The 23,181-nt window shown below is 36.4% G+C and carries 18 protein-coding genes, 1 riboswitch and 1 other annotated feature; of the genes, 17 read left to right on the forward strand and 1 reads right to left on the reverse strand.

What is annotated here, in order from left to right; all coding sequences use genetic code 11:
- From dnaA to chrA, 8 genes are all read left to right on the forward strand, one after another.
- Complete coding sequence (dnaA, locus tag MUA37_RS00005) at nucleotides 1–1,353, forward strand: chromosomal replication initiator protein DnaA (RefSeq protein WP_262624701.1); 1,353 nt, start codon at nucleotides 1–3, stop codon at nucleotides 1,351–1,353.
- Nucleotides 1,354–1,599: 246 nt separating this feature from the next.
- The gene (gene dnaN / locus MUA37_RS00010) at nucleotides 1,600–2,730 is read left to right on the forward strand and encodes a DNA polymerase III subunit beta (RefSeq protein WP_002510610.1); all 1,131 of its coding nucleotides are present in this window, start codon (nucleotides 1,600–1,602) and stop codon (nucleotides 2,728–2,730) included.
- A gap of 526 nt (nucleotides 2,731–3,256) precedes the next feature.
- A complete protein-coding gene (gene yaaA, locus MUA37_RS00015; RefSeq protein WP_002510611.1) occupies nucleotides 3,257–3,499 on the forward strand; it encodes a S4 domain-containing protein YaaA in 243 nt (80 codons plus the stop codon).
- Nucleotides 3,496–4,611 carry a DNA replication/repair protein RecF gene (gene recF / locus MUA37_RS00020; protein WP_002510612.1) on the forward strand — a complete coding sequence of 372 codons (1,116 nt, stop codon included), beginning with the start codon at nucleotides 3,496–3,498 and terminating at the stop codon, nucleotides 4,609–4,611. The genes yaaA and recF overlap by 4 nt, the downstream gene beginning before the upstream one ends.
- Before the next feature lie 12 nt (nucleotides 4,612–4,623).
- On the forward strand, nucleotides 4,624–6,570 hold the full coding sequence (gene gyrB, locus MUA37_RS00025) for a DNA topoisomerase (ATP-hydrolyzing) subunit B (protein ID WP_172604835.1): 1,947 nt from the start codon (nucleotides 4,624–4,626) through the stop codon (nucleotides 6,568–6,570).
- Between the two features lie 35 nt (nucleotides 6,571–6,605).
- On the forward strand, nucleotides 6,606–9,281 hold the full coding sequence (gene gyrA, locus MUA37_RS00030; RefSeq protein WP_262624702.1) for a DNA gyrase subunit A: 2,676 nt from the start codon (nucleotides 6,606–6,608) through the stop codon (nucleotides 9,279–9,281).
- 252 nt (nucleotides 9,282–9,533) lie between these two features.
- Complete coding sequence (locus MUA37_RS00035; protein WP_002510615.1) at nucleotides 9,534–9,839, forward strand: PadR family transcriptional regulator; 306 nt, start codon at nucleotides 9,534–9,536, stop codon at nucleotides 9,837–9,839.
- Nucleotides 9,840–9,851: 12 nt separating this feature from the next.
- Nucleotides 9,852–11,006, forward strand: a complete 1,155-nt coding sequence (gene chrA, locus MUA37_RS00040; RefSeq protein WP_021459417.1) for a chromate efflux transporter — start codon at nucleotides 9,852–9,854, stop codon at nucleotides 11,004–11,006.
- Nucleotides 11,007–11,061: 55 nt separating this feature from the next.
- Here chrA and MUA37_RS00045 read toward each other — a convergent pair whose 3' ends face one another.
- Complete coding sequence (locus MUA37_RS00045) at nucleotides 11,062–11,874, reverse strand: NAD(P)H-hydrate dehydratase (protein WP_002510617.1); 813 nt, start codon at nucleotides 11,872–11,874, stop codon at nucleotides 11,062–11,064.
- A 310-nt stretch (nucleotides 11,875–12,184) separates the two neighbouring features.
- Here MUA37_RS00045 and hutH point away from each other — a divergent pair, with 310 nt between their 5' ends.
- From hutH to dnaB, 9 genes are all read left to right on the forward strand, one after another.
- The gene (hutH, locus tag MUA37_RS00050) at nucleotides 12,185–13,687 is read left to right on the forward strand and encodes a histidine ammonia-lyase (RefSeq protein ID WP_262624703.1); all 1,503 of its coding nucleotides are present in this window, start codon (nucleotides 12,185–12,187) and stop codon (nucleotides 13,685–13,687) included.
- A gap of 68 nt (nucleotides 13,688–13,755) precedes the next feature.
- Nucleotides 13,756–13,947 (forward strand) — a binding site (T-box leader).
- Nucleotides 13,948–14,005: 58 nt separating this feature from the next.
- Nucleotides 14,006–15,292, forward strand: a complete 1,287-nt coding sequence (gene serS / locus MUA37_RS00055; RefSeq protein WP_262624915.1) for a serine--tRNA ligase — start codon at nucleotides 14,006–14,008, stop codon at nucleotides 15,290–15,292.
- A 436-nt stretch (nucleotides 15,293–15,728) separates the two neighbouring features.
- Nucleotides 15,729–16,424: an AzlC family ABC transporter permease gene (locus MUA37_RS00060; protein ID WP_262624704.1), complete on the forward strand. Its 696-nt coding sequence runs from the start codon at nucleotides 15,729–15,731 to the stop codon at nucleotides 16,422–16,424.
- Nucleotides 16,421–16,750: an AzlD domain-containing protein gene (locus MUA37_RS00065; RefSeq protein WP_021459420.1), complete on the forward strand. Its 330-nt coding sequence runs from the start codon at nucleotides 16,421–16,423 to the stop codon at nucleotides 16,748–16,750. Before MUA37_RS00060 ends, MUA37_RS00065 begins: the two co-directional genes overlap by 4 nt.
- Before the next feature lie 122 nt (nucleotides 16,751–16,872).
- A riboswitch (SAM riboswitch) is annotated at nucleotides 16,873–16,974 on the forward strand.
- 61 nt (nucleotides 16,975–17,035) lie between these two features.
- Nucleotides 17,036–18,004: a homoserine O-acetyltransferase MetX gene (metX, locus tag MUA37_RS00070; RefSeq protein ID WP_262624705.1), complete on the forward strand. Its 969-nt coding sequence runs from the start codon at nucleotides 17,036–17,038 to the stop codon at nucleotides 18,002–18,004.
- 231 nt (nucleotides 18,005–18,235) lie between these two features.
- Nucleotides 18,236–19,162, forward strand: a complete 927-nt coding sequence (locus tag MUA37_RS00075; protein ID WP_172604836.1) for a YybS family protein — start codon at nucleotides 18,236–18,238, stop codon at nucleotides 19,160–19,162.
- Between the two features lie 14 nt (nucleotides 19,163–19,176).
- The gene (locus MUA37_RS00080; RefSeq protein ID WP_262615188.1) at nucleotides 19,177–21,144 is read left to right on the forward strand and encodes a DHH family phosphoesterase; all 1,968 of its coding nucleotides are present in this window, start codon (nucleotides 19,177–19,179) and stop codon (nucleotides 21,142–21,144) included.
- Entirely contained in the window at nucleotides 21,141–21,587 is a 447-nt protein-coding gene (rplI, locus tag MUA37_RS00085) for a 50S ribosomal protein L9 (protein WP_002510625.1), read from the forward strand. Before MUA37_RS00080 ends, rplI begins: the two co-directional genes overlap by 4 nt.
- Nucleotides 21,588–21,620: 33 nt before the next feature.
- Nucleotides 21,621–23,021: a replicative DNA helicase gene (gene dnaB, locus MUA37_RS00090; protein WP_262624706.1), complete on the forward strand. Its 1,401-nt coding sequence runs from the start codon at nucleotides 21,621–21,623 to the stop codon at nucleotides 23,019–23,021.
- The last annotated feature ends 160 nt before the right edge of the window (nucleotides 23,022–23,181 follow it).

Below are 23,181 nucleotides of genomic sequence, written 5' to 3' on the forward strand. Positions count from 1 at the left end.
ATGTCAGAACAAGAAATCTGGGAAAAAGTACTTACGCTAGCTCAAGAAGAAATTAGTGAAGTAAGTTATAAAACTTTTCTAAAAGATACCAAACTTTATTCATTACGAAACAATGAAGCCATAGTAATTACCGATAATCCGTTTGTTGCCGATTGGTTGAAAACGCATTATGCTCAAATTATCGAATCCTTATTATATAAAGCTATTGGCCATGAAATTACACCTGTATTTTACTCAGAGGATCAACTTGAAAATCTCCAAACGCAGAGTGAACCAGAACCAACAAAGGCACTTGATGAATCAAGTACGAATATAGCTGAAGTGAATGGAGAACAATTCAATACGCATAATACATTTGATACTTTCGTAATTGGGCCGGGCAATAGATTCCCTCATGCAGCAAGCCTTGCCGTAGCTGAAGCACCAGCCCAAGCTTATAATCCACTATTTATTTATGGTGGTGTAGGATTAGGAAAAACGCATCTTATGCATGCTATTGGTCATTACGTTTTAGCCAATAAACCCGACGCCAAAGTCATTTATACTTCTAGTGAAAAATTCACGAATGAATTTATTAAATCAATTCGTGATAATAAAGGGGAACAATTCCGAGAGAAATACCGCAGCATCGATATTTTATTGATTGATGATATACAATTCATTCAAAATAAAGAACAAACACAAGAAGAGTTTTTCCATACGTTCAATGAATTACATCAAGCTAATAAGCAAATTGTTATTTCAAGTGATCGTCCACCGAAGGAAATCGCTAAGTTAGAAGACCGTTTACGTTCACGCTTCGAATGGGGCTTAATCGTTGATATTACGCCTCCTGACTATGAAACACGAATGGCAATTTTGCAAAAGAAAATTGAAGAAGAGAATTTAGATATTCCAATCGAAGCTTTAACTTATATTGCGAATCAAATTCAATCAAACATTCGTGAATTAGAAGGCGCACTTACGCGTGTGCTTGCATTTTCAAAACTACAAGGGCAGCCTATTACTACTGAACTGACGGCTGCAGCTTTAAAAGATATTATACAAGCACCAAAATCGAAAAAAATTACAATCCAAGATATTCAAAAAGTTGTAGGCGAATATTATAGTGTGCGTATCGAGGACTTTAGTGCGAAGAAACGTACTAAATCTATCGCATATCCACGTCAAATCGCTATGTATTTATCCAGAGAATTAACGGATTTTTCATTACCAAAAATCGGTGAAGAATTCGGTGGCCGTGATCATACAACTGTCATTCACGCTCATGAAAAAATTAGTACTGATATAAAAAATGATCCAACATTTAAACAAGAAGTAGAAAACTTAGAAAAAGAAATTCGTAATCCTTAAAAAAACTGTGTTATAACAGATTGAAAGTAGTAAATTTGAGGAATAGTACAATGTGGAAAAAATAGTTAATTGTGGATAATGTGTAAAAGTAATACACACAGTGCACAAGTTATCCACACCATTAAAAACTTGGCAACAGTAGCATTTTCCGTGTTATCCACTAATTCACAGGCCCTACTACTATTACTACGGATTTAAAACATATATAATTTATATATAAACGACTGGAAGGAGTTTAAATTACAGATGGAATTCACAATTAGAAGAGATTATTTTATAAATCAATTAAATGACACTTTAAAAGCCATCTCACCAAGAACAACATTACCTATACTTACAGGTATAAAAATTGATGCTAAAGACAACGAAGTGATACTAACAGGTTCTGACTCAGAAATATCTATCGAAATCACTATTCCAAAACAAGTAGATGGTGAAGATATAGTTACAATAACTGAAACAGGTTCAGTTGTACTCCCTGGTCGTTTCTTTGTTGATATAATTAAAAAACTTCCAGGTAAAGAAGTTAAATTATCTACAAATGATCAATTCCAAACACTTATTACATCAGGTCATTCTGAATTTAATTTGAGTGGTTTAGATTCAGATCAATATCCATTATTACCAGAAGTGTCCCGTGATGATGCAATTCAATTATCGGTAAAAGTATTGAAAAACATTATTGCGCAAACAAATTTTGCAGTGTCCACCTCAGAAACACGCCCGGTACTTACTGGTGTAAACTGGCTTATACAAGAAAATGAATTAATATGCACAGCAACTGACTCACACCGCTTGGCTGTAAGAAAAGTTGGTTTAGAAGATGATTGTGAAAACAAAAATGTCATCATTCCTGGTAAAGCATTATCAGAATTAAATAAGATCATGAGTGACAGCGATGAAGATATTGATATTTTCTTTGCGTCTAACCAAGTGTTATTTAAAGTCGGCAATGTCAACTTTATTTCACGTCTATTAGAAGGGCATTATCCAGACACATCACGTTTGTTCCCTGAAAACTACGAAATAAAATTAGGCATTAACAACGGTGATTTTTATCATGCTATTGATCGTGCGTCATTATTAGCACGTGAAGGTGGTAATAACGTTATTAAACTAAGTACGGGTAATGAATTAGTAGAATTATCATCAACATCACCAGAAATTGGTACGGTGAAAGAAGAAGTAGAAGCAAGTGATGTTGAAGGTGGCAACTTGAAAATATCATTCAACTCAAAATATATGATGGACGCATTAAAAGCCATTGATAATGATGAAGTAGAAGTCGAATTCTTTGGAACAATGAAACCATTTATTTTAAAACCAAAAGACGATGATTCTGTAACGCAATTAATTTTGCCAATCAGAACATACTAAGAATCTATAGCACTGATTTGCACTTCGAAGTTGCGCTTTGAAGTGCTTTTTTTGCGTCTCAAAGCTGCCTAACTTGTGGATAACATTGTGCTCTTAGTTAATGGCTAACACACTAAAGTTACAACTGTGATAGCCATATGCATTTTAAAGCTACTCATAAGCTTTATATAAGGAATTAGGAATAAAGTTGGGTTTTCCTCTAGAATTAGATACAATAAGCAAATAGAGTATTTAAAATGCAATACAGGCTATAATTAATATTGTAGTCACCTTTGAAATAGCATGATACATAACTATTGGGATAATCATGTTACTAACAAAGTACATAATTCTACAAAACAAGCTGCTTATTTTTAGTTGTTATAAACCGTATTAAGTAGCAGTCACAGCGTTTGTATTGTGGTGAAAATCGCAATTAAATAAGCTATGAAAAAAATTCACTATAAGTAAACGTTTTCACCCTTGTTTTACATGAAATTTTTCGTGAAAAAAGGTATAATAAATAGATGACCTATATAGAAATGGAGTGATTGGTTTGGTTGAAGAAGTAGTTGTAGATGGCGACATCACATTAGGACAATTTCTAAAGACGGAAGGTATTATCGAATCTGGCGGGCAAGCGAAATGGTTCTTAAATGAGTTTGAAGTATTGTTAAACAATACGCGTGAAACACGCCGTGGTAAAAAGTTAAGCCATCGTGACACAATTGAGATACCAGAAATACCTGAAGTGGGTTCATTTGTGATTTTGCATCAAGGTGAAGAATGAAACTCAAGACACTCCAATTAGAAAACTATCGTAACTATGAGGCAATTGCCTTAGATTGTCATCCTGACGTCAATATCCTAATTGGGGAAAATGCACAAGGGAAGACTAATCTTCTCGAATCTATTTATACATTAGCATTAGCGAAAAGCCATCGCACATCAAACGACAGAGAATTGATTCGTTTTGACCGTGAGTATGCTAAAATAGAGGGAGAATTAAGTTACAGATATGGTGAAATGCCACTTACAATGTATGTCACTAAAAAGGGTAAGCAAGTCAAAATCAATCACTTAGAACAAAGTCGGCTAACGCAATACGTTGGTCATTTAAATGTGGTGTTATTTGCACCTGAAGATTTAAATATAGTGAAAGGCTCACCTCAAATCAGACGACGCTTTATTGACATGGAACTTGGACAAATATCGGCAGTGTATTTAAATGATTTAGCACAGTATCAACGTATCTTAAAACAAAAGAATAATTATTTAAAGCAATTGCAATATGGTCAAAAGACAGATGCCACAATGTTAGAAGTGTTAAACCAACAATTCGCTGAATATGCGCTTAAAGTTACGATACGGCGTCAACATTTTATCAAAGAATTGGAAACTTTAGCACAACCCATTCATGCAGGTATCACTGAAGACCGTGAAGCTTTATCGTTGCGCTATGTTCCCAGTATTAAGCTCTCAGATATTGAGCAGGATGAAGCGGTCCTACTTGAGGAAGTCTTAACAACGTTAAATGACAATATGGAACGTGAGAAAGATCGAGGTGTTTGTTTATTCGGTCCACATAGAGATGATTTAGGTTTCGATGTTAATGACATGGATGCACAAACTTATGGCTCACAGGGCCAACAACGAACGACGGCATTATCGATTAAGCTTGCCGAAATAGAATTAATGAATATCGAAGTAGGGGAGTATCCCATTTTACTTCTGGATGATGTCTTGAGTGAATTAGATGATTCACGACAGACGCATTTATTAAGTACGATTCAACATAAAGTACAGACGTTTGTGACAACAACGTCCGTAGACGGTATCGATCATGAAATAATGACGAATGCCAAGCTCTATCGTATTAATCAAGGCAAAATTATTAAGTAACAGAAAGTGAAGGTGGACGCATTGTCAGACGTGAACAACACGGAAAATTATGGTGCTGAACAGATTCAGGTTTTAGAAGGTCTAGAAGCGGTTCGAAAAAGACCAGGTATGTATATCGGCTCAACTTCAGAAAAAGGTTTACACCACCTTGTGTGGGAAATTGTTGATAACAGTATCGACGAAGCACTCGCAGGTTATGCAGATGAGATCCAAGTAGTAATTGAAAAAGATAATTGGATAAAAGTAACAGATAATGGTCGTGGAATTCCTGTTGATATTCAAGAAAAAATGGGACGTCCTGCCGTTGAAGTTATTTTAACTGTACTACATGCCGGCGGTAAATTCGGCGGTGGCGGTTATAAAGTATCAGGTGGTCTACATGGTGTAGGTTCGTCTGTAGTTAATGCTTTATCCGAAGATTTAGAAGTCTATGTATACTTAGATAATAAAATACACCACCAAGCATACAAACGCGGAATACCTCAGTTTGATTTGAAAGTCATTGGCGAAACAGACGGTGACACAACAGGTACAGCAATTCGCTTTAAAGCAGACTCTACAATCTTTACTGAAACAACAACATACAATTACGAGACTTTAGAGCAACGTATCAGAGAGTTGGCATTCTTAAATAAAGGTATCTCCATCACATTAAGAGATGAGCGTGAAACATTAGAAGATGGCTCTTTCAGAGAAGACAATTACTTCTATGAAGGCGGTATTAAATCTTATGTCGAAATGCTAAATGAAAATAAAGAACCGTTACATGAAGAACCGATTTATGTGCATGAATCTAAAGACGAAATCGAAGTTGAAATTGCATTGCAATACAATAGTGGCTTTGCAACTAACTTATTAACATATGCGAATAATATTCACACATATGAAGGCGGCACGCATGAAGATGGTTTCAAACGTGCGTTGTCACGTGTGTTAAACAGTTACGGAATAAAGAGTAAAATTATTAAAGAAGACAAAGACCGACTATCAGGTGAAGATACACGTGAAGGTTTGACTGCCGTCGTATCTATCAAGCATGGAGATCCTCAGTTCGAAGGACAAACGAAAACAAAATTAGGCAACTCCGAAGTACGTCAAGTAGTGGATAAGTTGTTCGCCGAATTATTTGAACGTTTCTTATATGAGAATCCAAATGTGGCTCGTGTCATTGTCGAAAAAGGAATTATGGCATCACGCGCGCGTATTGCTGCGAAAAAAGCACGTGAAGTGACACGCCGTAAATCGGCATTAGAAGTATCAAGTTTACCAGGTAAACTGGCAGATTGTTCAAGTAAGGATCCTGAAAAGAGTGAAATCTTCATCGTAGAGGGTGACTCTGCCGGAGGGTCTACAAAATCTGGCCGTGATTCTGAAACACAAGCAATTTTACCGCTACGTGGTAAGATTTTAAATGTGGAAAAAGCACGTTTAGACAGAATTTTAAATAACAATGAAATCCGTTCTATGGTCACAGCATTTGGTACCGGAATTGGTGGCGAATTTGATTTAAGCAAAGCACGCTATCACAAGATTATTATTATGACCGATGCCGATGTAGACGGTGCGCATATTAGAACCTTGTTATTGACGTTCTTCTATCGCTTTATGAGACCGTTAATTGAAGCGGGTTATGTGTATATTGCACAACCACCATTATTCAAACTGACACAAGGCAAGCAAAAATATTATGTCTTTAATGAGCGAGAGTTAGACAAACTTAAAGCAGAGTTAGAACCGACACCAAAATGGTCTATTGCACGTTATAAAGGACTTGGTGAAATGAATGCGGATCAATTGTGGGAAACTACGATGAATCCAGAAAATCGTTCAATGTTACAAGTAACATTAGAAGACGCGATTAGTGCAGACCAAACATTCGAAATGTTAATGGGAGACGTTGTGGAAAACCGTAGACAGTTTATTGAAGACAACGCAGTGTATGCGACCTTAGATTTCTAATTACAATGAACTGAATTTTGAAGGAGGATATCTTGATGGCTGAAGTACCTGAATCAAGAATTAATGAACGAAATATAACAAATGAGATGCGAGAATCATTTCTAGATTATGCGATGAGTGTAATTGTTTCACGTGCCTTACCAGATGTTAGAGATGGTTTAAAACCTGTACATCGACGTATCTTATATGGCTTAAATGAGCAAGGTATGACACCGGATAAGTCATATAAAAAATCTGCACGTATTGTTGGGGATGTTATGGGTAAATATCACCCACACGGTGACTCATCTATTTACGAAGCAATGGTAAGAATGGCACAGGATTTCAGCTATCGATATCCATTAGTCGACGGTCAGGGTAACTTTGGTTCTATGGACGGCGATGGAGCTGCAGCGATGCGTTATACAGAGGCGCGTATGTCTAAAATTACGTTAGAGTTATTACGAGATATCAATAAAGATACGATTGATTTTATAGATAACTATGATGGTAATGAAAGAGAACCGGCAGTCTTACCTGCAAGATTCCCTAACTTACTAGTGAACGGTGCGTCTGGTATTGCAGTAGGTATGGCTACTAATATTCCACCACACAATCTTACAGAAGTGATTAACGGTGTATTAAAAGTAAGTCATAACCCAGATGCTACAATTGCGGAATTAATGGAAGACATTCAAGGACCAGATTTCCCAACAGGAGCATTAATTATGGGAAAAAGTGGCATACGTCGTGCTTATGAAACAGGTCGTGGTTCCATTCAAATGCGTGCACGTGCTGAAATAGAAGAACGAGGTGGTGGCCGTCAACGTATCGTGGTCACAGAAGTACCTTACCAAGTGAATAAAGCACGTATGATTGAAAAAATTGCGGAATTAGCACGTGATAAAAAAATTGACGGCATTACTGATTTACGTGATGAAACAAGTTTACGTACAGGTGTTAGAGTTGTTATTGATATCCGCAAAGATGCAAACGCAAGTGTTATTTTAAATAACTTATATAAACAAACACCGCTACAAACATCATTTGGTGTGAATATGATTGCCTTAGTTAATGGTCGTCCAAGACTGATTAATTTAAAAGAAGCATTAGTTGAATATTTAGAACATCAAAAAGTGGTCGTACGTCGTCGTACGGAATATAACTTGAAGAAAGCACAAGATCGTGCGCATATTCTTGAAGGTTTACGTATAGCACTAGATCATATTGATGAGATTATTACAACTATCCGTGAATCTGAAACAGATAAAGTCGCGATGGCAAGCTTGCAAGAACGCTTTGAATTAAGTGAACGTCAAGCACAAGCGATTTTGGATATGCGTTTAAGACGTTTAACTGGTTTAGAACGTGACAAAATTGAAGATGAGTACAATGAGCTTGTTGCTTATATTAAAGAATTACAAGAAATCTTAGCAGATGAAGAAAAGCTCTTACAAATAGTGCGTGATGAATTAATTGATATTCGTGAGCGCTTTGGTGATGATCGTTTAACGGAAATTCAGTTAGGTGGCTTCGATAATATTGAAGACGAAGATTTAATTCCAGAAGAACAAATTGTCATTACGTTAAGTCACAATAACTACATTAAACGTTTGCCAGTATCTACATATCGCGCGCAACACCGTGGTGGTCGTGGTGTCCAAGGTATGAATACACTTGAAGAAGACTTTGTAAGTCAATTGGTAACATTAAGTACACATGATAACGTTCTATTCTTTACGAATAAAGGCCGTGTCTACAAGCTTAAAGGTTATGAGGTGCCGGAACTATCACGTCAGTCTAAAGGTATTCCAGTTGTCAATGCGATTGAACTAGACAATGACGAAAACATTAGTACGATGATTGCAGTGAAAGACTTAGAAAGTGAAGATGATTTCTTAGTCTTTGCAACGAAAAAAGGTATCGTCAAACGTTCAGCATTAAGTAACTTCTCACACATTAATAAAAACGGTAAAATTGCCATTGGCTTTAAAAATGACGATGAACTGATTGCAGTCCGTTTAACAGATGGTGAGCAAGATATCTTAATCGGTACAGCACATGCATCATTAATCCGATTCCATGAAACATCTCTACGCCCATTAGGACGTACAGCATCAGGTGTGAAAGGTATCACTTTACGTGAAGGCGACCAAGTTGTTGGCTTAGATGTTGCTGATGATGCCAGTGATGATGAGGTGCTCGTTGTGACTGAAAATGGTTACGGTAAACGTACACCAGTGAATGAATACCGTTTATCTAACCGTGGTGGTAAAGGTATTAAGACAGCCACTATTACAGAGAAAAATGGTAACATTGTGTGTATCACGACAGTGACAGGTGAAGAAGACTTAATGGTTGTAACAAATTCTGGTGTGATTATCCGTATTGATGTACAGGATATTTCACAAAATGGTCGTGCGGCACAAGGTGTACGATTAATTAAATTATCAGACGAACAATTCGTTTCTACAGTAGCAAAAGTCGACGAGGAAGACGAAGCGTCTGAAGCAGTAGAAACAGAAGAAGCAACATCAGCTACAGAGACAGGTGATAATTCGGAACAAGTCATTGCTGATGATGCACCAGGTAACGCTATTCACACTGAAACAGATAGTGATGACAATGCAGAAGCGCCATCAGATGATGAGCCAAAAGCATTACGTCAAGACTTTATGGATCGTGTAAATGAAGATATAGATAACGCAGATAATGATGATTCAGAATCCTAAACATTAACTTAATTTATTAATATTATAGAGCGAACAGACTACATGAGTTACTTTCTAGTAACGTGTAGTCTGTTTTTTTGTTATATTTTGGTGTTTTTCAGCAATATATTATAAGACGGTTTGCCCTCTTCAGACATAGCTAATATTACAGTTTATAAAGATTGTGTAAATGTCCGTACACAGAATTTATTTCATGTTAAAATAGAAGCGAATTTCGATATCGAAAAACGATATTAAGAAAGGAGTGTTCCAATGGAATCCAAATTAGAACGCCGTATGTTTCTTGGATTTATTTATATTCATATTTTACATCATGCGCATGAACACCCAATATATGGTAGCTGGATGATAGAAGAATTAAGAACGCATGGTTATTCAATGAGTGCTGGGACGTTGTATCCAATGTTACATAATATGGAAGCAGAAGGTTTATTGCACAGTGAGAAAATAGTTGTCGAAGGTAAACAGCGAAAGCAATATACTATTACAGATTATGGACGTACTATGTTAAGAAAAAGTCAGCAAAAATTGCAAGAATTAACTCGAGAAGTGTGGTAAGGAGGAAAGCATATGAAATTTTTAGAGATATTGTTAGTATCACTACGATTGGGCTTAACATCATTCGGTGGCCCAACTGCACATTTAGGTTATTTTTATGATGAATACGTTAAGCGGAGGCAATGGTTGACAGAAAGCCAGTACACTAATTTAGTGGCACTATGTCAATTCCTACCCGGACCGGCAAGTAGTCAAGTTGGCTTTGGTATCGGGGTGGCTAAAGGAGGTCTATTAGGAGGCGTCATTTCATTTCTTGGCTTCACTTTACCCTCTGTCATTGTCTTGATGCTGTGTGCGCTATTTTTATTGTCATACAGTGATAATTTAACATGGACGCATGGTTTGAAATTAGTAGCTGTTGCCGTTGTGTTAAATGCTATTTTAGGTATGGCTACAAAGCTAGTACCAGACGTCAAAACGAAGTTACTCGCCTTGTTTACATTAATTATAAGTGTCTTAATAAGTCATTCACTGTCGCAATTAGCTGCATTGATTATTGTTGCTATAGCAGGTCTAGTATTATTTAGAACTCACCATAATGCTCAAAAAATGGTGAAAATCTTTAATATACCGAAGAAAGTTGGCGCTAGCGCACTGATTATGTTTTTTATATTATTAATTTGTTTGCCTATTGCGAACTATGCGTCGACTTCTCAATGGATAGCGATGATTGATGCTTTTTACCGTTCAGGAGCATTAGTATTTGGTGGAGGTCATGTCGTCTTACCATTATTAGAGCAATCCTTTGTGGCGACTGAAATGATTAGTACGACTGATTTCTTAACAGGCTACGCGTTAGCACAAGCAGTGCCTGGACCATTGTTTACTTTTGCATCTTATATAGGAACAGTGATGTCTGGTGTTACAGGAGGTATTGTTGCAACGATAGCAATCTTTCTACCTGCATTTTTATTATTAGTAGGTGTCTTACCTTTTTGGGAACATGTTCAGTCTAATCGTTATGCACAAGCTATGTTAAAAGCGGTTAGTGCAGGCGTTGTAGGTATTTTAATTGCAGCACTGTATGATCCCATCATAACTTCTACAATTAAGTCTCAACTAGATTTTGTAATTGCTGCAATTCTATTTGTATTATTAGCATATTGCAAAGTGCCGTCATGGTGTATTGTACTTTTAGGAATAATTGCTGGTGTTATTTTATATTAACAACGAGAAACCCCCTGCTTAGCATCTATGTAAGAAGTTAAGCAAGGGGGTAATTTTATTGTTCTAATGTTTTCATAGCGTAAGGTATTTCACTAATTAATTTAGATGGTGGTACTACATACATTGATTCTGATAATGATTCACCTATATAGCTATGTGTATAAGTCGCACTCGTTACTGCATGTTTCATATTATCGAATTGACCTACAAAACTCGTTATCATACCAGCTAAAGTATCACCCATACCACCCGTTGCCATTGCTGGCGTGCCGATAGGTAGTTTATACTCATTATCTTTAAAATAGATTTCTGTGCCATGCATTTTTAAGACAATCGTACCATTAAGACGGTCTGCCGCTTCACGGTTACGTTCATAAGTTTGTTCATCAATAGGGATACCACTTAAGCGTTCCCACTCTTTTTGATGTGGTGTAAAGACGACATTACACGTTGGTAAGTCTGGTTTCAATTTACTGAAAATCGTAATAGCATCACCATCCACGATTAATTTTTGATGTGGCTGAATATTTTGCAGTAAAAAAGTAATCGCATTATTACCTTTAAAATCACAACCTAGACCAGGTCCGATGAGTATGCAATCCGTTGCTTCAATCATCTTTGTTAACATTTTTGTATCGTTAATATCAATTACCATTGCTTCAGGACAACGGGAATGTAATGCTGCGTGATTATTTGGATGTGTTGCAACGGTAATAAGACCACTGCCACTATAGACACAAGCGCGTGCAGCTAAAATAATTGCTCCACCTAAATTGGCATTGCCACCAATTAGCAGAATTTTTCCATAATCACCTTTATGTGTATCATCTTCTCGTTTAGGTATGTTGACAGATGCTAATGTTTCCAATGTGAAACCTCCTTTTCTCACTTTATATTTACGCTACATAAATCGCACAATATGACGTGTTTATAACTTTGTTTGTTCGTAAGAATTTTTTAAATACAATAGAAAATGATATACCTGCATAGCAGTTAAGTCAACAGGTAAAATTAGACATTTTTTAGTAAAATTCATGTCATGTCAAAATTTTGCACTTTATCCTATTAAAATACTAATTTAATACCATATTACGAGTATTGCAAAAGCTATTGTTCTCCCGAAAATGTAAGCGTATACTCTGTGTGAGCATGGATGTATTTTGAGAGGAGATGGGAACATGACATTAGCATTAACCGGTGAACGATTAACGATTGTCGATATTAAACATTTCTTAAATAATAAGGACAATGTAGTAATTACAGAAGATGCATTAGCACGTGTAAAACAGAGTCGTGCTATTGTAGAAGGTATTATTAATAACAAAGAAACAATATACGGTATTACGACTGGCTTTGGCTTATTTAGTGATGTACGTATAGATGAAGGTGAATACGAGCAATTACAAACGAATTTAATTCGTTCGCATGCCTGTGGCGTGGGTCAACCATTTTCAGAAGAAGTCTCATTAGTAATGATGATACTACGTTTAAATACTTTATTAAAAGGACACTCTGGTGCGACCGTCGCATTAGTAGAACAACTAGTATTTTATATTAATCAACGTATTATCCCAATAATCCCACAACAAGGATCATTAGGAGCATCAGGTGACTTAGCACCGTTGTCACATTTAGCACTGGCTTTAATTGGTGAAGGATCTGTGTATTATCAAGGGAAAGAAGTAGATAGTAGATATGTTTTACAACAATTAGATCGCCAGCCATTACAATTACAAGCTAAAGAAGGCCTTGCATTGATTAATGGTACCCAAGCAATGACGGCACAAGGTGTGATTAATTATATTGAAGCGGCAAGTTTAGGTTATCAGGCAGAGTGGATTGCAGCGCTCACACATCAAGCATTAAATGGCATTACAGATGCATATAATGCGCATGTACATAAAGTACGTAATTTTGATGAACAAACAGCAGTAGCTGAACGTATGTTAGATTGGTTGGAAGGTTCAGAGTTGACGACACGACAAGGAGAAATTCGTGTACAAGATGCGTATACTTTGCGCTGTATTCCACAAATACATGGTGCAAGCTTCCAAGTATTCCAATATGTGAAAGAGCAGTTAGAACGTGAAATGAATGCAGCTAATGACAATCCATTAATTTTTGATGAAGATGATGAAACTTTAGTCATTTCTGGTGGTAATTTCCACGGACAGCCCGTAGCTTTTGCGTTAGACTTCTTAAAGTTGGGTGTTAGTGAGCTTGGAAATGTAGCCGAACGTCGACTAGAACGCTTAGTAAATCCGCAACTAAATAATGGCTTACCTGCCTTTTTAAGTCCACAACCGGGTTTACAAAGTGGCGCTATGATTATGCAATATGCTGCGGCAAGCTTAGTGTCAGAAAATAAAACATTGGCACACCCAGCAAGTGTTGATTCAATTCCATCATCAGCTAACCAAGAAGACCATGTCTCTATGGGAACTATTGCTTCGCGTCATGGTTATCAAATGATTGAAAACTCTCGCCGAGTGATTGCAATTGAATGTATTATTGCATTACAAGCAGTAGAACATAAAGATGTGGATAAATTATCGCCGAAAACGAAAGCTAAATACGATGAACTCCGTCAAATTATACCGTCTATTACGGAAGATCGTCAGTTCCACAAAGATATAGAAGCGGTCGCACAATATTTACGTGATGTCTCATACCAACAATAAAATACGCGCGACAATCGTTTCGCGCTTGAAAAGATTTAAGTAATTTGCTATATTAAATTTAACTTCATATAGTATTGTTTGTAGGCTAAGTAATATTGATGACGAGATTTCAGAGAGCTTGTGGTTGCTGTGAACAAGTAATCCGTCTTAGTACGAATCTACCTACGAGAGTGAACAATCGGTTTAACCGTTATTTTAGTGAGAGTGCAGTCTAATTAGACTGTTAAATAGGGTGGCAACGCGTAGACCACGTCCCTTGTTCAGGGATGTGGTCTTTTTTGCGTCCATTCAAATATAAATGGGAAGGATAGATGAGTGATGTTAGATATTAAATTATTCCGTACAGAGCCTGACTTAGTAAAAGCTAAAGTTGCTAAACGAGGCATGGATGCACAAGTTGTAGACGATGTATTAGCATTAGATGAACAACGCCGCCAACTGATTGGGGAAGCTGAACAAATGAAAGCTGAGCGTAATAAAGTAAGTGGAGAGATTGCACAGAAAAAACGTAATAAAGAAAATGCTGATGATGTCATTGCTGAAATGCGTGACTTGGGAGATAAAATTAAAGCAAGTGATGAGCAATTAACTAAAGTAGATAAATCATTAACTGATACTTTATCTCGTATTCCTAATCTTATTCATGACGATGTGCCAGAAGGTGCATCAGATGAAGACAATGTGGAATTAAAACGTTGGGGCACACCAAGAACGTTTGACTTCGAAGCAAAAGCACATTGGGACTTAGTAGAAGAATTAAAAATGGTCGATTTCGAACGTGCTGCTAAAGTGTCTGGTGCCCGCTTTGTCTTTTTAACAGGTGAAGGTGCACAATTAGAACGTGCGTTAATGAATTACATGGTAACAAAACATACAACTCAACATGGCTATACAGAAATGATGGTGCCTCAACTGGTGAATGCTGATTCTATGTATGGTACAGGTCAGTTACCGAAGTTCGAAGAAGATTTATTCAAAGTAGAACAAGAAGGTTTATATACCATCCCAACAGCTGAGGTTCCATTAACGAACTATTACCGCAATGAAGTCATTGCACCAGATGTGTTACCTGCAAAATTCACTGCGCAATCAGCATGTTATCGTAGTGAAGCAGGTTCAGCTGGACGTGATACACGTGGTTTAATTCGTCTCCATCAGTTCGATAAAGTTGAAATGGTGAGATTTGAAAAACCAGAAGATTCTTGGAATGCTTTAGAAGAAATGACAAATCACGCAGAAGCCATTTTAGAAGAATTAGAATTACCATATCGTCGTGTCATTTTATGTACAGGTGATATTGGCTTTGGTTCAAGTAAAACTTATGATATCGAAGTATGGTTACCAAGCTATGATGACTATAAAGAAATTAGTTCATGTTCAAATATCACAGATTTCCAAGCACGACGTTCTAATATTCGTTTTAAACGTGATAAAACAGCAAAACCAGAATTAGCACATACACTAAATGGTAGTGGATTAGCAGTAGGACGTACGTTTGCTGCCATCGTTGAAAATTATCAAAATGCCGATGGTTCAGTGACTATTCCAGAAGTACTTGTACCATTTATGGGCGGCAAAACAGTTATCGGTCCCGTAACGCAATAATAATAATAACAATATAGAATTAAAGCGCGCCATTAAGCATAATGGTGCGCTTTTTAGCGGCCACCGAAGAGGGTAGGGGAGTCTACAAGAATGGATAAAATAACAAAAGATTATCCGAAAAAGATAGAAACAATAAAATATAAAATGCATTCAAGATATAAAAAATATAAACATAAACATATATAATAATACTGTAATAAATGGAAATTTAATATTAAAAGTTATAATTAATAACTATTTTTGAAAATTTTAACAGGGTAGGGGGAGTAAAAAAACATAAAATCAATACTGCATAGCACAGATAAAAGAGGGGAAACAAAGCGGTTTTTAGTATACCGGTAGTCTGACCTCGCACAAACCTAAGTCTAGCCTTGTTGATGTTCCTTTATTTCTATATTAGACTGTTACTATTATTTTACGCTTTAGGAGGGATGAAATGACTGAACGTGTGACATTTAAGCAAGGTGTGAAAGAATGTATTCCTACATTATTAGGCTACGCGGGTGTAGGCTTATCATTTGGCATTGTGGCTGTAGCATCTGGTTTTAGTTTGCTCGAAATAATCTTGTTATGTTTATTAATATATGCAGGTGCAGCACAATTTATTATTTGTAGTTTAGTTATAGCTGGTACACCAATTTCTGCGATCGTACTTACTACATTTATCGTCAATTCTAGAATGTTTTTATTAAGTATGACATTGGCGCCAAGTTATAAAAATTATGGCTTGTGGAATCGTATAGGTTTATCAACGTTAGTTACAGATGAAACATTTGGTGTAGCTATCACACCACATTTAAAAGGCGAGAAAATCAATGATCGTTGGTTGCATGGACTGAACATTACAGCGTATTTATTTTGGACGCTTGCGAGTGTTGTAGGTGCAGTCTTTGGTAAATACATACAAAATCCCGATGTTTTTGGACTCGACTTTGCGATTGTCGGCATGTTTATTTTCTTAGCAGTGTCACAATTTGAGACGGTTCAACGTTCTTATATTTCAATTTACTTAATATTGATTGTTAGTGTTCTTGTCATGATGTTGCTATTCAGTCTAATCATGCCGACTTATGTAGCAATTATTTTATCTTCAGTAATTGCAGCGTGTTTAGGGGTGGTGATGACACGATGACTACTTCAGTACATATGTTAATTATTATTGTGATATGTGGTTTAGTAACATGGTTAACACGTATTATCCCATTTATTGTAATTTCGAAGATTCAACTATCAGAGCAAGTCGTTAAGTGGTTGTCATTTATTCCGATTACTTTATTCACCGCATTAATTATCGATGGTGTGATTGAACAACAGAGTGGGAGCTTTGGTTATAGTCTAAACATCCCATTTTTAGTAACGATAATTCCCACTGTACTCGTAGCATTAGTAACACGTAGTTTAACTATAACCATCTTGGCAGGTATTTTTGTCATGGCGATGATTCGTTTATTATTTTGATGTTTAGCATTGAAGTAGTAAACGTTATTCGTTAGAATGAAAGTAATTAGAAAATTTAGATTTTTGAGATGCTTATACGCAATATTCGTCTAAAGACATAGCGATATACTAAATAAAATTAAATCTTATTCTGAGAAGCTAAGGGACTTGGCCCGATGACGCTTCAGCAACCGACTTGTTAAGCACGGTGCTAAAACCAACGAGTGCTATTCGAATGATAAGTAATTAAGAACTTCTTACTTATATCGGGTAAGAGGTTTTTTAATTTTTGGTAGGAGGAAAACAATGACAAATTATACAGTTGATACATTAGAATTAGGCCCCTTTACAACAGAATCGGGAGAAACGATTAATAATTTAAAATTAAGATATGAACACGTAGGGTATAAAGGTCAACCACTCGTAGTAGTTTGTCATGCATTGACAGGCAATCATCTTACTTATGGGACAGAAGACGATCCGGGCTGGTGGCGTGAAATTATCGATGGTGGTTATATGCCAGTCAATGATTATCAGTTTTTAACATTCAATGTTATTGGGAGTCCATTTGGTTCTAGTTCAGCATTAATAGATGAAGATTTTCCTAAATCAGTAACTTTAAGAGACATTGTGCGTGCAATTGAAGTGGGCATTGCAGCATTGGGATATAACCGGATAGATATTTTAATCGGTGGTTCACTTGGTGGTATGCAGACTATGGAGTTATTGTACAATCGAAAGTTTGAAGTCAACAAAGCAGTTATTTTAGCAGCTACTGACAAAACGTCGTCATATAGTAGAGCTTTTAATGAAATATCACGCCAAGCGATACATCTTGGTGGTACGGATGGTCTCAGCATTGCACGACAGTTAGGATTTTTAACGTATCGCTCGTCTAAAAGTTATGATAAACGCTTTACACCAGATCAAGTCGTTGCATATCAACGACATCAAGGAAACAAATTCAAAAAAAACTTTGATTTAGACTGTTACTTAACACTGCTGGATGTCTTAGATAGTCATGATATTGACCGTGGTCGAGATGATGTTACCGAGGTGCTAAGTTCATTAGAAACAAAAGTATTAACAATGGGCTTTACTGATGATTTACTGTATCCAGATGATTTAGTACGTGCAGTAGGGGAGCGTTTCAAATATCATCGTCATTTCTTTGTGCCTGATAATGTAGGACATGATGGCTTCTTATTAAATTTCAATGATTGGGCGCCAAACTTGTATCATTTCTTAAAAGTATCGCAATTTAAACGTAAATAACACTGATGCCTTAATTTTAGTGTGTAAGCTGCTAAAATTAAGGCATTTTGATGTGTACAGTGAGTTTGAGTAAACTATGTGTATAAAAGTGTCTTTGTGATAGATGAAAATCTACAAAAAGTAGTGACGTGTCGCGTTTCTAGTAGAATTTAAGAAATACAGTTATAATATATTTCCTATAATTGTATAAAACTTTTAAAGAGGTTAGAATAGTAATACAGTCAAAAAAGTATAGGAGTGGCGAATTTGTTTTCAAAAATAAAACCTAAAGCAACTATATTGAGTATTTTAGCATTAATTATAGTAGCTTTAGTCTTGCATATATTACCGCCGCTTGGTCTTGTTTTATGTCTTTTTGCGACGATACCAGGCATCGTGTTATGGCAGAAATCCAAAGAATCTTTTGGTCTAGCGGCTGTGATAACAGTAATCCTAACGACATTGTTAGGAAATGTTTTTGTATTAAGCGTAATGGTCTTAATACTTGTGTTAAGTTTTATCATCGGTCAGCTATTAACCGAACGTACGTCTAAAGAACGTATCTTATATATTACGACAACGTTTGTCAGTATCATAACGTTAGTCGCATTTATGTTATTACAAGCATTTAATAAAATTCCTAGTGCAGCATCATTAACGAAACCACTAAAAGATCAAATGCATACTGTAATTACAAGTAGTGGTGTCGAAGGCGATTATAAACAAATGTTAGAAGAAAGCTTTCGTCAAATGGCAGTTCAACTACCAAGTTACGTTATTGTAACGGCATTTGTATTGATCTTGATTAACTTGCTGATTACATTTCCAATTTTACGTAAATTTAAAGTAGCGACACCAATTTTCAAACCACTATTCGCATGGCAAATGAGAAAGTCATTACTATTCATGTATGTAATTGTACTTATTTGTGTTATGTTTGCCGTCCAACCGGGTACATTTCAAAGTATCGTATTAAATTTTGAAATTGTGTTATCATTATGTATGTATATTCAGGGGCTAAGTGTGATTCATTTCTTCGGCAAAGCCAAGTCAATGCCGCCTATATTAACAGTGTTATTAATGGTTATAGGGACAATATTAACACCATTAACACATATTGTAGTTTTAATCGGTTTTATAGATTTAGCATTTAATTTAAAAGGTATCATTAAAAAATGATTTGAGGTGGAAAAATGAACCGTCAATCCACTAAGAAAGCGTTAGTTTTACCATTTATTATTATGGCGCTCACGGCAATTGCACTTGTAGTAGTATGGTTTATTTTCAGCCAACTCATTGCAGGTATTGCTGGGGCAATATTAATTGTGATTATTATTCTCACAGCATTAATGGTGAGGCAAGCGTTGCACAAGATGGACAATTATGTAGACGAACTAAGTGGACACATATCAGCTGGTAGCAATACTGCTATTAAACACTTACCTATTGGTATGATTGTAATAGATGAAAATGAAAACATAGAGTGGATGAACCAGTTTATGTTAGAGCGTTCAGCTAGAAACGTAATTTCTGATCCGATTAATGAAGTATATCCTAATATTTTAAAGCAACTAGAAAAAACCAAAGAAATTGAAATCCAAGATAATGAATATTACTATCGTGTGAGATATTCAGAAGAAGAACACGTATTGTATTTCTTCGACATTACTGAAGAAGTACATACGAATGAGCTATATAATGAATCAAAACCGATTATCGCGACTTTATTCTTAGATAACTATGATGAGATTACGCAAAATATGAACGATACGCAACGATCTGAAATTAACTCTATGGTGATGCGTGTTATTAGTCGTTGGGCATCAGAATATGATATTTATTTCAAACGCTATAGTACAGATCAATTCGTAGCATATTTAAACCAACGTATTTTAAATGACATTGAAGAAACGAACTTCGATATTCTTAGTCAATTACGTGAAAAGAGTGTCGGTTACCGTGCACAATTAACTTTAAGTATCGGTGTCGGTGAAGGTTCGGAAAACTTAATCGATTTAGGTGAATTATCACAGTCTGGCCTTGATTTAGCTTTAGGCCGTGGTGGTGACCAAGTCGCTATTAAAAATATGAACGGTAACGTTCGATTTTATGGTGGTAAGACTGACCCGATGGAAAAACGTACGCGTGTTAGAGCGCGTGTTATTTCACATGCGTTAAAAGACATCTTAATGGAAGGCGATAAAGTAATTATTATGGGTCACACACGACCTGATTTAGATGCTATTGGCGCTGCCATAGGGGTTTCACGTTTTGCGATGATGAATAACTTAGATGCTTACATCGTGTTAAATGATTCAGATATTGATCCAACACTAAGACGTGTTATGGATGCTATTGATGAAAAACCAGAATTAAAAAATCGTTTTATCAATTCGGATGACGCATGGGATATGATGACTTCAAAAACAACAGTAGTCGTTGTTGATACGCATAAACCAGAAATGGTCATTGATGAAAATATTTTAAACAAAGCAAACCGTAAAGTAGTCATTGACCATCATCGACGTGGAGAAAGCTTTATTTCAAGTCCACTATTAGTATATATGGAACCATATGCTAGTTCGACAGCAGAGTTAGTCACAGAGCTGCTAGAGTATCAACCGACGGAACAACGGTTAACACGTTTAGAATCGACGGTCATGTTTGCAGGTATTATCGTCGATACACGTAACTTCACATTACGTACGGGTTCACGTACGTTTGATGCTGCAAGTTATTTACGCGCACACGGTGCAGACACTATCTTAACGCAACATTTCTTAAAAGATGATATTGATACGTACATTAATCGAACAGAGTTAATTCGTACGGTCGAATTACAAGATAACGGTGTAGCTATAGCACACGGTCCAGACGATAAAACTTATCATCCGGTGACAGTTGCACAAGCAGCCGACGAGCTGTTAAGTTTAGATGGTGTAGAGGCATCTTATGTCGTAGCACGTAGAGAAGAAAACTTAATTGGCATGTCTGCCCGCTCTCTAGGTGCAGTCAATGTGCAATTAACAATGGAAGCATTAGGCGGCGGTGGCCATTTAACTAATGCGGCGACACAACTGAAAGATGTTTCCGTAGAAGAAGCCATTGCACAATTACAACAAGCAATAACAGAACAAATGAGTAGGAGTGAAGACGCATGAAAGTAATATTCACACAAGACGTTAAAGGTAAAGGTAAAAAAGGCGAAGTTAAAGATGTACCAGTAGGTTATGCAAATAATTACCTTATCAAAAATAAATTAGCTGTCGAAGCAACAGCTGGAAATTTAAAACAATTAGAACAACAAAATAAAGCTGCTGAAGCGGAAAGACAACAAGAAATTGACGATGCTAAACAACTAAAAGCGCAATTAGCAGACATCGAAGTTGAAGTTTCTGCAAAAACGGGTGAAGGCGGTAAAATGTTTGGTTCAGTAAGTAGTAAACAAATCGCTGAAGCTTTAAAAGCGCAACACGACATTAAATTAGATAAACGTAAAATGGATTTACCAAATGGTATCCATGCTTTAGGTTATACAAATGTACCAGTGAAATTAGACAAAGAAGTAGAAGGTACGATTCGTGTGCACACGGTTGAACAATAATTTTGGATTGAGATATGAGGTGTAATTGGAAAAATGGATGGAATGTATGAACAAAATCAAATGCCACATAGTAACGAGGCTGAACAATCTGTCTTAGGTGCCATTATCATCGATCCAGAATTGATTAATACTACTCAGGAAGTGTTGCTTCCTGAGTCCTTTTATAGAGGGGCGCATCAACATATCTTCAGAGCAATGATGAACTTAAATGAAGATAATAAAGATATCGATGTAGTCACTATTATGGATCAGCTGTCGCAAGAAGGCCGATTGAGTGAAGCAGGTGGTCCGCAGTATTTAGCAGAATTAACAAACAACGTTCCGACCACACGTAACGTTCAATACTATACTGAAATTGTCTTTAAGCACGCCACAAAGCGTAAATTAATCCAAGCAGCTGATAGTATTGCGAACGATGGTTATAACGATGAATTAGAACTTGATACGATTCTAAATGATGCTGAACGACGCATTTTAGAGTTATCATCATCACGTGAAAGTGATGGCTTCAAAGATATTCGAGATGTCTTAGGAGACGTGTACGAGAATGCAGAGTTACTAGACCAAAATAGCGGTCAAACACCTGGTATACCAACAGGCTATCGTGATTTAGACCAAATGACTGCAGGTTTTAACCGTAATGATTTAATTATTTTAGCGGCACGTCCATCGGTAGGTAAGACTGCCTTTGCTTTAAATATCGCACAAAAAGTCGCGACGCATGAAGACATTTATTCGGTAGGCATTTTCTCACTCGAGATGGGTGCTGACCAATTGGCTACTCGTATGATTTGTAGTTCGGGAAATGTTGATTCAAACCGTTTACGTACGGGTACGATGACTGAAGAAGACTGGAATCGTTTTACGATTGCTGTCGGTAAGTTATCACGTACGAAAATCTTTATAGATGATACGCCAGGTATTCGTATTACTGATATAAGATCTAAATGCCGTCGACTGAAACAAGAGCATGGTTTAGATATGATAGTAATAGACTATTTACAATTAATTCAAGGTAGCGGTTCACGCTTTTCAGATAACCGTCAACAAGAAGTCTCTGAAATTTCACGTACCTTGAAAGCCATTGCCAGGGAATTAGAGTGCCCAGTTATCGCATTAAGTCAGTTATCACGTGGCGTGGAACAACGACAAGATAAGCGTCCAATGATGAGTGATATTCGTGAATCAGGGTCTATCGAGCAAGATGCGGATATCGTCGCTTTCTTATATCGTGATGATTATTATAATCGTGGCGAAGATGATGAAGACGATGATAACACAAACTTTGAGCCACAAACAAACGACGACAATGGGGAAATAGAAATTATTATTGCCAAACAGCGTAACGGTCCGACAGGTACTGTTAAATTGCACTTTATGAAGCAATATAATAAATTTACTGACATTGATTATGCGCATGCCGAAATGGGATAAGAAAAAAATATAAAATTATTTTTACCGTACATTAAACTGATACATGTATTTAATGTACGTTTTTTATTTATTATTTTCACAATATTTTTAATGGAAGTATGTGTTGTATTTTTGATTATAACAGCGATAAAACATTGATATGACAATGATTAACTCTAAA

The organism is Staphylococcus arlettae, assembly GCF_025560845.1.
Lineage (GTDB): Bacteria > Bacillota > Bacilli > Staphylococcales > Staphylococcaceae > Staphylococcus > Staphylococcus arlettae.

What these genes read in the sequence shown, in the direction of transcription:
- gyrA (WP_262624702.1), top strand. Translation starts at nt 6,606, where the DNA reads ATGGCTGAAGTACCTGAATCAAGAATTAATGAACGAAATATAACAAAT.
- dnaB (WP_262624706.1), top strand. Translation starts at nt 21,621, where the DNA reads ATGGATGGAATGTATGAACAAAATCAAATGCCACATAGTAACGAGGCT.
- chrA (WP_021459417.1), top strand. Translation starts at nt 9,852, where the DNA reads ATGAAATTTTTAGAGATATTGTTAGTATCACTACGATTGGGCTTAACA.
- MUA37_RS00080 (WP_262615188.1), top strand. Translation starts at nt 19,177, where the DNA reads ATGAACCGTCAATCCACTAAGAAAGCGTTAGTTTTACCATTTATTATT.
- serS (WP_262624915.1), top strand. Translation starts at nt 14,006, where the DNA reads ATGTTAGATATTAAATTATTCCGTACAGAGCCTGACTTAGTAAAAGCT.
- hutH (WP_262624703.1), top strand. Translation starts at nt 12,185, where the DNA reads ATGACATTAGCATTAACCGGTGAACGATTAACGATTGTCGATATTAAA.
- MUA37_RS00060 (WP_262624704.1), top strand. Translation starts at nt 15,729, where the DNA reads ATGACTGAACGTGTGACATTTAAGCAAGGTGTGAAAGAATGTATTCCT.
- recF (WP_002510612.1), top strand. Translation starts at nt 3,496, where the DNA reads ATGAAACTCAAGACACTCCAATTAGAAAACTATCGTAACTATGAGGCA.
- dnaA (WP_262624701.1), top strand. Translation starts at nt 1, where the DNA reads ATGTCAGAACAAGAAATCTGGGAAAAAGTACTTACGCTAGCTCAAGAA.
- MUA37_RS00065 (WP_021459420.1), top strand. Translation starts at nt 16,421, where the DNA reads ATGACTACTTCAGTACATATGTTAATTATTATTGTGATATGTGGTTTA.
- rplI (WP_002510625.1), top strand. Translation starts at nt 21,141, where the DNA reads ATGAAAGTAATATTCACACAAGACGTTAAAGGTAAAGGTAAAAAAGGC.
- metX (WP_262624705.1), top strand. Translation starts at nt 17,036, where the DNA reads ATGACAAATTATACAGTTGATACATTAGAATTAGGCCCCTTTACAACA.
- MUA37_RS00035 (WP_002510615.1), top strand. Translation starts at nt 9,534, where the DNA reads ATGGAATCCAAATTAGAACGCCGTATGTTTCTTGGATTTATTTATATT.
- dnaN (WP_002510610.1), top strand. Translation starts at nt 1,600, where the DNA reads ATGGAATTCACAATTAGAAGAGATTATTTTATAAATCAATTAAATGAC.